General features: G+C 60.6%; 13 protein-coding genes and 2 tRNA genes. All 15 read right to left on the bottom strand.

What is annotated here, in order from left to right:
- Nucleotides 1-2 precede the first annotated feature (2 nt).
- Complete coding sequence (gene nuoK / locus AC1Q80_RS23865; protein WP_025426592.1) at nt 3-311, bottom strand: NADH-quinone oxidoreductase subunit NuoK; 309 nt, start codon at nt 309-311, stop codon at nt 3-5.
- A 28-nt stretch (nt 312-339) separates the two neighbouring features.
- Nucleotides 340-954 carry an NADH-quinone oxidoreductase subunit J gene (locus tag AC1Q80_RS23860; protein WP_173419679.1) on the bottom strand — a complete coding sequence of 205 codons (615 nt, stop codon included), beginning with the start codon at nt 952-954 and terminating at the stop codon, nt 340-342.
- Nucleotides 955-1,091: 137 nt separating this feature from the next.
- Entirely contained in the window at nt 1,092-1,583 is a 492-nt protein-coding gene (gene nuoI, locus AC1Q80_RS23855) for an NADH-quinone oxidoreductase subunit NuoI (protein WP_112809906.1), read from the bottom strand.
- 64 nt (nt 1,584-1,647) lie between these two features.
- Nucleotides 1,648-2,691, bottom strand: a complete 1,044-nt coding sequence (nuoH, locus tag AC1Q80_RS23850; protein WP_077498487.1) for an NADH-quinone oxidoreductase subunit NuoH — start codon at nt 2,689-2,691, stop codon at nt 1,648-1,650.
- Nucleotides 2,692-2,711: 20 nt separating this feature from the next.
- Nucleotides 2,712-4,790 (bottom strand): NADH-quinone oxidoreductase subunit NuoG, encoded by a 2,079-nt coding sequence (gene nuoG / locus AC1Q80_RS23845; protein ID WP_173421003.1) that lies wholly within the window; start codon nt 4,788-4,790, stop codon nt 2,712-2,714.
- A 104-nt stretch (nt 4,791-4,894) separates the two neighbouring features.
- On the bottom strand, nt 4,895-5,569 hold the full coding sequence (locus AC1Q80_RS23840; RefSeq protein ID WP_173419678.1) for a helix-hairpin-helix domain-containing protein: 675 nt from the start codon (nt 5,567-5,569) through the stop codon (nt 4,895-4,897).
- 5 nt (nt 5,570-5,574) lie between these two features.
- Nucleotides 5,575-6,879 (bottom strand): NADH-quinone oxidoreductase subunit NuoF, encoded by a 1,305-nt coding sequence (nuoF, locus tag AC1Q80_RS23835; protein WP_173419677.1) that lies wholly within the window; start codon nt 6,877-6,879, stop codon nt 5,575-5,577.
- An 11-nt stretch (nt 6,880-6,890) separates the two neighbouring features.
- Nucleotides 6,891-8,018 (bottom strand): NADH-quinone oxidoreductase subunit E, encoded by a 1,128-nt coding sequence (locus AC1Q80_RS23830; protein ID WP_173419676.1) that lies wholly within the window; start codon nt 8,016-8,018, stop codon nt 6,891-6,893.
- Between the two features lie 16 nt (nt 8,019-8,034).
- Nucleotides 8,035-8,289 (bottom strand): hypothetical protein, encoded by a 255-nt coding sequence (locus AC1Q80_RS23825; protein WP_492362043.1) that lies wholly within the window; start codon nt 8,287-8,289, stop codon nt 8,035-8,037.
- A complete protein-coding gene (locus tag AC1Q80_RS23820; protein WP_112809913.1) occupies nt 8,289-9,479 on the bottom strand; it encodes an NADH-quinone oxidoreductase subunit D in 1,191 nt (396 codons plus the stop codon). Before AC1Q80_RS23820 ends, AC1Q80_RS23825 begins: the two co-directional genes overlap by 1 nt.
- A gap of 57 nt (nt 9,480-9,536) precedes the next feature.
- Complete coding sequence (locus AC1Q80_RS23815) at nt 9,537-10,142, bottom strand: NADH-quinone oxidoreductase subunit C (RefSeq protein WP_173419674.1); 606 nt, start codon at nt 10,140-10,142, stop codon at nt 9,537-9,539.
- Nucleotides 10,143-10,160: 18 nt separating this feature from the next.
- Nucleotides 10,161-10,739, bottom strand: coding sequence for a NuoB/complex I 20 kDa subunit family protein (locus AC1Q80_RS23810; protein WP_077498495.1), 579 nt, complete (start codon nt 10,737-10,739; stop codon nt 10,161-10,163).
- Nucleotides 10,730-11,095, bottom strand: coding sequence for an NADH-quinone oxidoreductase subunit A (locus AC1Q80_RS23805; protein WP_112809915.1), 366 nt, complete (start codon nt 11,093-11,095; stop codon nt 10,730-10,732). The genes AC1Q80_RS23810 and AC1Q80_RS23805 overlap by 10 nt, the downstream gene beginning before the upstream one ends.
- Nucleotides 11,096-11,390: 295 nt before the next feature.
- Nucleotides 11,391-11,467 (bottom strand) — tRNA-Asp (locus tag AC1Q80_RS23800).
- Between the two features lie 75 nt (nt 11,468-11,542).
- Nucleotides 11,543-11,619, bottom strand: a tRNA-Asp gene (locus AC1Q80_RS23795).
- Between the last annotated feature and the right edge of the window lie 701 nt (nt 11,620-12,320).

The raw sequence follows: 12,320 nt of genomic DNA, 5'->3' as shown, positions 1-12,320 counted from the left end.
AATCAGCCCTTCATCATGTTGACGTCTTCAACAGCGATCGAGCCGCGGTTGCGATAGAAGACGACGAGAATTGCAAGCCCGATGGCGGCTTCCGCGGCCGCGACGGTCAGAATGAACAGGGCAAACACCTGGCCAGTGATGTCGTTCAGGAACGACGAGAAGGCGACCATGTTGATGTTGACCGCAAGCAGGATCAGTTCGACCGACATCAGGATGACGATGACGTTCTTCCGGTTCAGGAAGATGCCGAAGACACCAAGCGTGAACAGGATGGCGCTGACGGTGAGATAGTGGGAAATTCCGATTTCCATTTTTTAGTTCCTCGACCTCGCGTCCGAATTAAATGCCCTGCCCGGGCTTGACCGTGACCACCTCGACGGCGGTCTCGGGCGTGCGGGCAACCTGCTGCGGAATGCTCTGGCGCTTGATGTTCGTGCGATGGCGCAGCGTGAGCACGATGGCGCCGATCATGGCGACCAGCAGCACAAGGCCCGCGATCTGGAAGAAGTAGACATAGTGGGTATAGAGCACGTCGCCGAGCGCGGCCGTGTTCGTCCGATCGGCAATCGCCGGGATCGGCATCGAAATGCCCTTGGCAATCTCCGGTGAGAAGGTCGCTCCGCCAACAACGATGATCAGCTCGGCAGCAAGGATCAGGCCGATCAGCGCACCAACCGGGGCATATTCAAGCACGCCGGCGCGCAACTCCGCGAAGTCGATGTCGAGCATCATGACGACGAAGAGGAACAGTACCGCTACCGCGCCGACATAGACCACGAGCAGGATCATCGCCAGGAACTCGGCGCCGGCCAGCAGGAACAGGCCCGCCGAATTGAAGAAGGTCAGGATCAGGAACAGCACCGAATAAACGGGGTTCCTGGCCGCAATGACCATAAATGCCGATGCCACCGCGATGAAGGCAAAGAGATAGAAAAAAAGAACCTGCAGACCCATGATCGGTGCCTTTTTCGTCTTGCACGGCGTGAGGCTCTTGCAGCCCCACTCCACTGGCAAAGCCGGACGCGTGTCCGGCCTTTGCCCCAAACTGTTTCACATGTGCCGCCGTTCAGGGGCGGCACCACGCAGCGGCCTCAGCGATAAGGCGAGTCCATTGCGATGTTGCGTGCGATTTCCCGTTCCCAACGGTCGCCGTTGGCGAGGAGCTTGTCCTTGTCGTAGTACAGCTCTTCGCGCGTCTCGGTGGCGAATTCGAAGTTCGGACCTTCGACGATGGCATCGACCGGACAGGCTTCCTGGCAGAAACCGCAATAGATGCACTTCACCATGTCGATGTCGTAGCGCACCGTGCGGCGGGTGCCGTCGTTGCGGCGCGGGCCGGCCTCGATGGTGATGGCCTGGGCAGGACAGATCGCCTCACAGAGCTTGCAGGCGATGCAACGCTCTTCGCCGTTCGGATAACGGCGCAGCGCATGTTCGCCACGGAAGCGCGGGCTGACCGGCCCCTTTTCGAAGGGGTAGTTCAACGTCGCCTTCGGCTTGAAGAAGTAGCGCATCGACAGAAAGAACGCGCCAACGAATTCCTTGAGGAACAGCGAGCTGACGGCGTGCGAAAGACCGGCCATCATTTACCTCCAGACTTGCTGGCCTCAGAGCGGCCAGCGGTATGCAACCAAGCGAAAGCCAGCATCATGCGGCTCCCGTCAGCTTGAGAACGAATGCAGTGATCACGACCATTGCGAGCGAGATCGGCAGGAAGACCTTCCAGCCGAGACGCATCAGCTGGTCGTAGCGGTAACGCGGAACGAAAGCCTTCACCATCGCGAACATGAAGAACACGAAGGATGCCTTGAGAACGAACCAGATGATGCCCGGGACCCAGTTCAGGAACCAGACGTCGACCGGAGGCAGCCAGCCGCCAAGGAAGAGAATGGTCGTCAGCGCGCACATCAGGCAGATGGCCGCGTACTCGCCGAGCATGAACATCATGTAGGGCGTGGAGCCGTACTCGACCATGAAGCCGGCGACGAGTTCGGATTCCGCTTCCGGCAGATCGAAGGGCGGACGGTTCGTTTCGGCAAGTGCCGAGATGAAGAACACCACGAACATCGGGAACAGCGCCAGCCAGTGCCAGTCGAGGAACGATGCGGGCAGACCGAGGTTCGTGCCGATGCCGTTGCTCTGCGCATTGACGATATCCGTCAGGTTCAGCGAGCCGACGCAGAGCAGAACGGTGACGATGACGAAACCGATCGAGACTTCGTAAGAGACCATCTGTGCGGCGGAACGGAGCGCGCCGAGGAAGGGATATTTCGAGTTCGACGCCCAGCCGCCCATGATGATGCCATAAACTTCAAGAGAAGATATGGCGAACACGAAGAGGATGCCGACGTTGATGTTCGCGATCACCCAGCCGGCGTTGAGCGGGATCACCGCCCAAGCGGCCAGCGCCAGCGTCACGGAGACGAGCGGTGCGAGCAGGAAGATTGCCTTGTTGGCGCCAGCCGGAATCACCGGCTCCTTGAAGACGAACTTCAAAAGGTCGGCGAAGGACTGGAAAAGACCCCAGGGGCCCACCACATTCGGTCCACGGCGAAGCTGGACAGCAGCCCAGATCTTGCGGTCGGCGAGTAGAATGTAGGCGATGAAAAGCAGCAGCGCGACCAGCAGCAGCAGCGACTGGGCGACCATGATGATCGCAGGCCAGACATAGGTCGAAATGAAAGCGTCCATGATACTCTATTCCCTCGCGCTCATTCCGCCGCAGCTTTGAAGTTGTTGCGTGCCAATGCCGAGCATTCGGCCATGACGGCGGATGCGCGCGCTATCGGGTTCGTCAAATAGAAGTCTTTGACCGGAGACGCAAACACGGATTTGCCCATCTCACCGGCTTTTTGAGCAAGTGCGGCAATTTCGTCGCCACTGCCGACAACGATTGCGTCGACATCGGCGAAATGCGGGTGCGCCGCATAGAGCTTCGAGCGCAATTCGCCAAGCGAATCAAAGGGCAGCTTCTTGCCGAGAACGTCGGAAAGCGCACGGATGATCGCCCAGTCTTCGCGGGCGTCGCCCGGTGCGAATCCGGCGCGGTTGCCGATCTGGACGCGGCCTTCGGTGTTGACCCAGGTCCCGGACTTTTCGGTGTAGGTGGCGGCCGGCAGGATGACGTCGGCAGCGTGCGCGCCGTTGTCGCCGTGCGAGCCGATGTAGACCGTGAAGCCCTTGCGGCCAGCCAGATCGATCTCATCGGCGCCGAGCAGGAAGAGAACGTCGGAGGCGGACACCATTTCGGCGGCCGTCTTGCCGTTCTTGCCCGGAACGAAGCCGAGGTCGAGACCACCGACGCGCGACGCTGCGGTGTGCAGAACGGCAAAGCCGTTCCAGTCCGCCGTCACTGCACCGACGGCGCCTGCGAGCTTCGCCGCAGCAGCGAGTACGGCAGCACCGCCCTCCCCTGCGACGGCGCCCTGGCCGATGATGATCATCGGACGCTGCGCCGCCTTCAAGGTGGCTGCGAACTTGCCCTTGCCGGACACGAGTTCGGCCAAAGTGTCGGTGCCTGCACCGAGGTATTCATATTCGTAGCGCAGTTCACCCGGCTCGCCGATGACGGCGATCGGGAAGTTGCCCATCCGGTAACGCTTGCGGATGCGGGCGTTGAGAACGGATGCTTCGAAGCGCGGGTTCGAGCCGATGATCAGCAGCGCGTCTGCGCTTTCGATGCCCTGAATCGTCGGGTTGAAGATGTAGCTGGCGCGGCCGAGCGACGGATCGAGTGCTGCGCCATCCTGGCGGCAGTCGATGTTCTCTGAACCCAGCGAAGCCAGCAGTTCCTTCAGCGCATACATTTCTTCGACGGACGCGAGATCGCCGGCAATGGCGCCGATCTTGTCGCCGGACGTCGCGGCAACGGCGACCTTGATCGCTTCGAACGCCTCACTCCAGCTGGCCGCCTGCAGGCGGCCATCCTTCTTGACGTAAGGACGGTCGAGACGCTGGGTCTTCAGGCCGTCCCAGATGAAGCGGCTCTTGTCGGAGATCCACTCTTCGTTGATGTCCTCGTTGACGCGCGGCATGATGCGCATCACTTCGCGGCCACGGGTATCGACGCGGATGGCCGAACCGAGCGCATCCATCACGTCGATGGATTCGGTCTTGTTCAGCTCCCACGGACGCGCCGTAAAGGCGAAGGGCTTCGAGGTCAGCGCGCCAACCGGGCAGAGGTCAACGACGTTGCCTTGCAGCTCGGAGGTCATCGCCTGTTCGAGATAGGTGGTGATTTCGGCGTCTTCGCCACGACCGATCAGGCCGAGTTCGGCAATGCCAGCAACTTCCGTGGTGAAACGGACGCAACGCGTGCAATGGATGCAGCGGTTCATCACCGTCTTGACCAGCGGGCCGATATACTTGTCTTCGACGGCGCGCTTGTTTTCCTGGTAGCGCGAACTGTCGATGCCGAAGGCCATCGCCTGGTCCTGCAGGTCGCATTCGCCACCCTGGTCACAGATCGGGCAATCGAGCGGATGGTTGATCAGCAGGAATTCCATGACGCCTTCGCGCGCCTTCTTGACCATCGGCGTGGTCGTGAAGACTTCCGGCGTCTCGCCGTTCGGACCGGGACGCAGGTCGCGCACGCCCATGGCGCAGGAAGCGGCGGGCTTGGGCGGCCCTCCCTTCACTTCGATCAGACACATGCGGCAGTTACCGGCGACCGACAGCCGCTCATGGAAACAGAAGCGCGGAACCTCGGCGCCGGCCTCTTCGCACGCCTGAAGCAGCGTGAAATGATCCGGGACCTCGATCTCTTTTCCGTCGACTTTCAGCTTTGCCATCTTCGTACTCAATCCTGTCTTCCATCCGTCCACCTTCGAGGCGACGGACAATTCCAACACAGCCATGCTGCTTGCCGGTGGTGACCTCTTGAGGTCACCGCCTCTTATTCTTTCGCGCCTTTCAGCGCCTTAGCCTGCTTTACCCAGTCGTCGCGCAGAATGCGCCCGCCAAAGCCCAGTTCGTCATCGAAGCGAGCGACATCGGCTTCGCTCCACGCGGCGATATCGGCGAACCGCCGAATGCCCTTGCCGTTCAGCACCTGCTCGAGCTTCGGGCCGACGCCGGAAATCCGCTTGAGATCGTCGGAGGTACGAGCCCTCGGCTTCGAAGCAGCCTGAGCCTTTGCAGGCTCCACCGACTTCTTCTCTGTCTTCGGCTTGGGGGCCGGGCTCTTCTTCGCCACAGTCGGCTTCACGGTCTCTTGCGCTCTTGCTTCCGCCTGGGCCGGAGCAGGCTTGATCGGAGCGACTTCAGCCGGAACGCCTGCCTGCATCTGGCCGGCCAAAGCCGAACCCTTCTGCAACGCTTCGACCGCGCCCTGCATCGCACCGAGCATGACGCCAGCGATGTGGCTCGACAGACCGAAACCCAGTGCGGTTGCAGCCGCAACAGCACCTGCCGGATGCGCCATCAACGGATGCAGCGGCACCTGCGGCATGGTCTTCATCCATTCGGCCATGCCGAACGGATCGGCCGGATCGCCGCCAAGCGGACGTGCGGATGAAATGCCGCTCTCGGCCTCTCCCCTCACCTGTCCATCCTTGCGTGCGCCGACCATGACCGTTACTCCGCCGCTTCCAGGACCGCGCCATGCGACGACGCATTGCGCGTGTATTCGTCGATGCGCGCTTCCATTTCCGGACGGAAATGCTTGATCAGGCCCTGGATCGGCCAGGCGGCTGCGTCGCCGAGCGCGCAGATCGTGTGGCCTTCCACCTGCTTGGTGACATCGAACAGCATGTCGATTTCGCGCTTCTGGGCGCGACCCTGAACCATGCGTTCCATCACGCGCATCATCCAGCCCGTTCCTTCGCGGCACGGCGTGCACTGGCCGCAGCTCTCGTGCTTGTAGAAGGCCGAGAGACGCCAGATCGCCTTGATGATGTCGGTGGACTTGTCCATGACGATGACGGCGGCGGTGCCAAGACTGGAGCCGACCTCACGCAGCCCGTCGAAATCCATGATCGCGTCCTTCATCTGCGCGCCGGGCACGCAAGGGACGGACGATCCACCGGGGATGACGGCAAGCAGGTTGTCCCAGCCGCCGCGAATGCCGCCGCAGTGCTTCTCGATGAGCTCATGGAACGGGATCGACATGGCGTCTTCGACCGTGCACGGACGATTGACGTGCCCGGAAACCGAATAGAGCTTTGTGCCATGGTTGTTCGGACGACCAAAGCTCGTGTACCAGCCGGCGCCGCGGCGCAGGATAGTCGGCGTAACCGCGATCGACTCGACGTTGTTGACGGTCGTCGGGCAGCCGTAGAGACCCATGTTGGCAGGGAACGGCGGCTTCAGGCGCGGCTGGCCCTTCTTGCCTTCAAGGCTTTCGAGCAGGGCCGTCTCTTCGCCGCAGATGTAGGCGCCGGCACCATGGTGCACGTAGATGTCGATGTCGTAGCCGAGCTTGTTGTTCTTGCCGAGCAGGCCGTAAGCGTAGCACTCGTCGATGGCTGCCTGCAGCGCCTCGCGCTCGCGGACGAACTCGCCGCGCACGTAGATATAGGCCACATGCGCACCCATTGCGAAGGAGGCAATGACACAGCCTTCGATCAGCGTGTGCGGGTCGTGACGCATGATGTCACGGTCCTTGCAGGTGCCTGGTTCGGATTCGTCGGCGTTGACGACCAGATAGTGCGGACGGCCGTCGCTTTCCTTCGGCATGAAGGACCACTTGAGGCCTGTCGGGAAGCCGGCGCCGCCACGGCCGCGAAGGCCGGATGCCTTCACTTCGTTGACGATCCAGTCGCGGCCCTTTTCGAGCAGCTGCTTGGTGCCGTCCCAATGGCCACGGCTCATCGCGCCCTTGAGAGACTTGTCCTTGAGGCCGTAGATGTTGGTAAAGATGCGATCTTCATCTCTGAGCATGGTTCACCTCTTTACCGCGGCTTCTTGCCGAAAACTTTGATGTATTCGGCTTCGCCACCCTTGGCGAGCGCCTTGGCCTGCTTGACCCAATCGTCACGTTCGATCCGGCCCTTGAAATTCAGATAGCTGTCGACCCATTCGCGTTCGACCTTCTTCCACGACGCGACCTGCGCGAAGGTGAAGATGCCGAGTTCGTGCAGCGTGCCTTCGATCTTCGGGCCAACGCCCGAGATCAGCTTGAGGTCGTCGACGGAACCGGGCCGCGAAATGCCTGCCGGGCGGTTCTTGTCTTCAAGCGACGGCTTGCCGGAAATCTCGGCTGCCTTGGCGGGCTTCGACTTGTCGACTGTGTCGCCTTCGACCTTGGCATTTTCGGCCGCGGCCGCCTTTGCCGTTGCCGGCGTCTTCACGGCGGCGCTGGTTTCGATGGCATCGGTCTTGACGCGTGCGGCATTCGACGGCGGCACGCTGACGGCAGGCGCTTCGCCGGCCTTCTTGGCTGCAGCCGGAGCCTTCTTCACCGGTGCATCCGGAGTCGCCAGTGTCGTCGGGCCACCTTCCGGTGCCGAGAAGATGCGGTCGACCTGCGGGCCGGTCGCAACCTCGGCGCCCTTGCCTGCATCAAAGCGGTCGATGATCTGCTCGAGTTGCTCGGGCGTCAGGTCTTCATAGGTATCCTTGAAGATCATGACCATCGGCGCATTCACGCAGGCGCCCTGACATTCAACTTCTTCCCACGACAGCGTCCCGCTCTCGTTGAGGGTGAAGGGATCATGGGCGATCTTGCTCTTGCAGACGCGGATCAGGTCTTCAGCGCCACGCAGCATGCACGGCGTCGTGCCGCAGACCTGGATGTGAGCGCGCGTGCCGACCGGCTTCAGCTGGAACTGGGTATAGAAGGTCGCAACTTCGAGCGCGCGGATATAGGCCATGCCGAGCATGTCGGCGATCGATTCGATCGCGGCCTTCGTTACCCAGCCGTCCTGCTCCTGCGCCCGCATCAACAGCGGAATGACCGCGGACTGCTCGCGGCCTTTCGGATACTTCTGGATTGTCATTTGTGCCCAAGCGGCATTTTCGCGATTGAACGCGAAAGCCGCCGGCTGGACATTGTCTTCGGCTAGTCGACGAACAGACATTCTTCACGACACCTTATCAGTTAATCGATCCACACCGCGACTTCGTCACCGAAACGAACTCGCAGGCATAGGCCGACTGGTCTTTTTGTAAAAATACGATGTAGCGCGTGCCATTGGCCACGGCTGCCTTGATCTCGTAGCCGTTGGCCACGAGCTCGGCCATCGAGCCCCCACGCATTCCGGCAGACGCTTCGCTGTTGGCGGACTCCTGCGCGGATGCCGCCGTTGCCAGCACAAGAAATCCAGCCGTTGCCAGGGGCGCGAAACGCATCAGCGATCCACCTCACCGAACACGATATCGAGGGAGCCCAGCACCGCCGAAACGTCGGCAAGCTGGTGTCCGCGACAGAGGAAGTCCATCGCCTGCAGATGCGCGTAGCCTGGGGCACGGATCTTGCAGCGATAGGGCTTGTTGCTACCGTCGGAGACGAGGTAGACGCCGAATTCGCCCTTCGGCGCTTCGACGGCTGCGTAAACATCACCTGCCGGCACATGGTAGCCTTCGGTGTAGAGCTTGAAGTGGTGGATCAGCGCTTCCATCGAGCGCTTCATCTCGCCGCGCTTCGGCGGAACGATCTTGCCGTCCATCGACGAGACCGGCCCAACCTTGGCGTCCCCGAGCAGGCGGTTCACGCATTGGCGCATGATCTTGGCCGACTCGCGCATTTCGATCATGCGGATGAGGTAACGATCGAAGCAGTCGCCATTCTTGCCGATCGGAATGTCGAATTCCATGTCGGAATAGCATTCGTAGGGCTGCGAACGGCGCAGGTCCCAGGCAGCGCCGGAACCACGAACCATCACGCCCGAAAAACCCCAGGCCCAGGCGTCGTCCAGCTTGACGACGCCGATGTCGACGTTGCGCTGCTTGAAGATGCGGTTGCCGGTCAGAAGCTCATCGATATCGTCGACGGTCTTCAGGAACGGATCGATCCACTTGCCAATGTCTTCGACCAACTCGTGCGGCAGATCCTGATGCACGCCACCGGGGCGGAAATAGGCCGAGTGCATGCGCGCACCGCAGGCACGCTCGTAGAACACCATCAGCTTTTCACGCTCCTCGAAGCCCCAGAGCGGCGGTGTCAGCGCGCCGACGTCCATGGCCTGCGTGGTCACGTTCAGAAGATGCGACAGGATACGGCCAATTTCCGAGTAGAGAACGCGGATCAGCTGGCCGCGGATCGGCACTTCTGTTCCGGTCAGCTTTTCGACGGCAAGCGCAAAAGCGTGCTCCTGGTTCATCGGCGCGACGTAGTCGAGCCGATCGAAATAGGGAACAGCCTGCAGATAGGTCTTGGTTTCGATCAGCTTCTCGGTGCCGCGATGCAGCAGGCCGATATGCGGGTCGACGCGCTCGACGATTTCGCCATCAAGCTCGAGCACCAGACGCAGAACGCCGTGCGCCGCCGGATGCTGCGGACCAAAGTTGATGTTGAAATTGCGGACGTTATGTTCGGTCATACCGATTGCTCCAGGCCGGACGGCGCCCTCTAGGGGTCGCCGCGGGCCGACTTAGTCTCACCGTGCTTTCGCCTTCTCGTCGCCGGGCAGGACGTATTCGGTCCCTTCCCACGGGGAGAGGAAGTCGAAGTTCCGGAATTCCTGCTTCAGTTCGACGGGCTCATAGACGACGCGCTTGGCTTCGTCATCATAGCGAACCTCGACAAACCCGGTAACCGGGAAGTCCTTGCGCAGCGGATGCCCCTCAAAACCGTAATCCGTCAGAATGCGACGCAGGTCCGGATGGCCGGTAAACAGGATGCCATACATGTCGTAGGCTTCGCGCTCGAACCAGTCGGCGCCCGGAAAGACGCTGGTGGCCGACGGCACGGGTTCGCCTTCGCCGGTCGCAACCTTGATGCGCACGCGCAGATTCTGGCGCGGGGACAGCAGGTGATAGACGACGTCGAAACGATCCGGCCGCTGCGGCCAGTCGACGCCACAAACATCGACGAAGTTGATGAAGGCGCACTGCACGTCATCACGCAGGAACGTCAACAGCTCGATCAGGTTTGCAGCCGTCGTCGTCAGCGTCAGTTCGCCGTAATTGATCGCGGCGTCCGAAATCAGCTGACCGCGCGTCTCGCGCAGATAGGAGGCAAGCTCGTTCAGGGCTTCACTCATGTTCAGAACCCCCTACCCTTAGCGTTCGATCGTGCCGGTCCGGCGGATCTTCTTCTGCAGCAGAAGCACGCCGTAAAGCAGCGCTTCTGCCGTGGGAGGACAGCCTGGCACATAGATATCAACGGGCACGACACGGTCGCAGCCACGCACGACGGAATAGGAATAGTGATAATAGCCGCCGCCATTGGCGCACGAACCCATCGAGATCACGTAACGCGGCTCCGGCATCTGGTCGTAGACCTTGCGGAGTGCGGGCGCCATCTTGTTGGTCAGCGTGCCGGCGACGATCATCACGTCGGACTGGCGCGGTGAGGCGCGCGGCGCAAAGCCGAAGCGCTCAGCGTCGTAACGCGGCATCGACATCTGCATCATCTCGACGGCGCAGCAGGCAAGACCGAAGGTCATCCACATCAGCGAACCGGTGCGCGCCCAGGTGATGAGCTCGTCGGTCGAGGTAACCAGAAAACCCTTGTCGGCGAGCTCGTTGTTGATCTCGCCGAAGAATGCATCATTGCTGCCGATCGGCTTGCCGGTCGAGGGATCGATGATCCCCTTCGGCTTGGGCGCAACGAGCGTGGTGCCGGATGCTAGTTCCATTCCAGCGCTCCCTTCTTCCATTCATAGATAAAGCCGATCGTCAGCACACCGAGGAAGACCATCATGGACCAGAATCCAAACCAGCCGAGCTGATGGAACGAAACGGCCCACGGGAAGAGGAAGGCGACTTCCAGGTCAAAGATGATGAAGAGGATCGACACAAGGTAGAATCGAATGTCGAACTTCATGCGAGCGTCGTCGAACGCATTGAAACCGCATTCGTAGGCCGACAGCTTTTCCGAATCAGGCGCCTTGAACGCCACGGCGAAAGGGGCAATCAAAAGTGCCACACCGATCACAAGTGCGATTCCAATGAAAATCGCGATCGGAACATAGGAACCGAGAAGTTCAGTCATTGTTATCCGTCCCTGCCTGCGGGAGGGCGCATGGGAGAGCGCCAAACAACAAATCTCGCAGGCCGAAAAATATGTTGCAACGCCAGAGTGGTTAGCGCAGCCCGCGCTTGCGCGCAAGCCTTCGAGGGGCATTTAAACCGGTTCGCGACACAGGATTGGACGACGTGCCGCGGCAAAGCGCTGATTTGCAGGGATGGGCAGACTTTACGGTAAAATCGTAGTTTGGAGGACAGATTGCCGCACTGCAAAAGAGTCTATTCGCAATCATATTATATCGGAGGGATCAAGGGGTAAATGGCGCGAGTGACGGGGCTCGAACCCGCGACCTCCGGCGTGACAGGCCGGCACTCTAACCGACTGAGCTACACCCGCGCATATGACCCAAGGGGTCAGTATTACCACCATCGGCATTTTCTGAAAATGCCTCAAGTCAAACCATGTCAAGAATGGCGCGAGTGACGGGGCTCGAACCCGCGACCTCCGGCGTGACAGGCCGGCACTCTAACCGACTGAGCTACACCCGCATCATCTTGAAGTGGCTGGGGCGTTTCCGCCCCGGCACCGAAGCGGGCTTGCCCGTTCGATGAGCGGCTAACTAAGCGGTTCGCATTTGGGTGTCAAGCGTGTTTGGAGACAAATCCGTGACAGAGCCAAATTTGATCCACAGGCAAGATCAAAGCCGGCTCTTCCCTCCCCTATCATAGGAGGCTCGCTTCCCTTTGCACGGCCGGACGTCCCGCCATGAGGAGAGCCGGTGCGCGGATGTTCATCAAAGTCTCGATGATAAGAACCTATAGGACAGGCTCGATCGGGTTTTCTGGCAAGGAGAGATCCGCGGAGCGATGCTCGTGCATCGGTCAAGGATCTCGACACCGCCAGAAAGCTTGAGAAGCCTGCCGAAGGTAATGCTGGCTGGCTCTGGCGTCGATGCGATGCTTGCTCGATGCAGCACCGCGCCGAGGCAGAGACCGGCGATGAGCCGTGAGCCATCCTATAGGTTCCTATCATCGAGACTTGGTATTGGTCCCTGCTCGACGGATTCGAGCGAAAGTCGCCGTGAGACCAATCGTCGTTTTCCACAGTCGCCGTTCACCGTTTTTTTCCACAACGCGAGAACCCGACAACTCCTGCACTTCTGTCGCGTCGTGCAAAAAAAATCGAAAAAACGACGGAAATGCTCTTGCGGTTTTTTTCGGTTACGCCTAGATCACGGCCACCGACGCGG

The organism is Ensifer sp. GW823-FHT05D09 (genome assembly GCF_058795755.1).
Note: the sequence above shows the minus strand (reverse complement) of the source record. Positions and strands in the feature narration are given on the sequence as shown.

Coding starts and splice junctions, on each gene's coding strand:
- AC1Q80_RS23830 (WP_173419676.1), bottom strand. CDS start 8,018: ATGTCTGTTCGTCGACTAGCCGAAGACAATGTCCAGCCGGCGGCTTTC.
- nuoG (WP_173421003.1), bottom strand. CDS start 4,790: ATGGCAAAGCTGAAAGTCGACGGAAAAGAGATCGAGGTCCCGGATCAT.
- AC1Q80_RS23805 (WP_112809915.1), bottom strand. CDS start 11,095: ATGACTGAACTTCTCGGTTCCTATGTTCCGATCGCGATTTTCATTGGA.
- AC1Q80_RS23860 (WP_173419679.1), bottom strand. CDS start 954: ATGGGTCTGCAGGTTCTTTTTTTCTATCTCTTTGCCTTCATCGCGGTG.
- AC1Q80_RS23820 (WP_112809913.1), bottom strand. CDS start 9,479: ATGACCGAACATAACGTCCGCAATTTCAACATCAACTTTGGTCCGCAG.
- AC1Q80_RS23825 (WP_492362043.1), bottom strand. CDS start 8,289: ATGCGTTTCGCGCCCCTGGCAACGGCTGGATTTCTTGTGCTGGCAACG.
- nuoF (WP_173419677.1), bottom strand. CDS start 6,879: ATGCTCAGAGATGAAGATCGCATCTTTACCAACATCTACGGCCTCAAG.
- nuoH (WP_077498487.1), bottom strand. CDS start 2,691: ATGGACGCTTTCATTTCGACCTATGTCTGGCCTGCGATCATCATGGTC.
- AC1Q80_RS23810 (WP_077498495.1), bottom strand. CDS start 10,739: ATGGAACTAGCATCCGGCACCACGCTCGTTGCGCCCAAGCCGAAGGGG.
- nuoI (WP_112809906.1), bottom strand. CDS start 1,583: ATGGCCGGTCTTTCGCACGCCGTCAGCTCGCTGTTCCTCAAGGAATTC.
- AC1Q80_RS23815 (WP_173419674.1), bottom strand. CDS start 10,142: ATGAGTGAAGCCCTGAACGAGCTTGCCTCCTATCTGCGCGAGACGCGC.
- AC1Q80_RS23840 (WP_173419678.1), bottom strand. CDS start 5,569: ATGGTCGGCGCACGCAAGGATGGACAGGTGAGGGGAGAGGCCGAGAGC.
- nuoK (WP_025426592.1), bottom strand. CDS start 311: ATGGAAATCGGAATTTCCCACTATCTCACCGTCAGCGCCATCCTGTTC.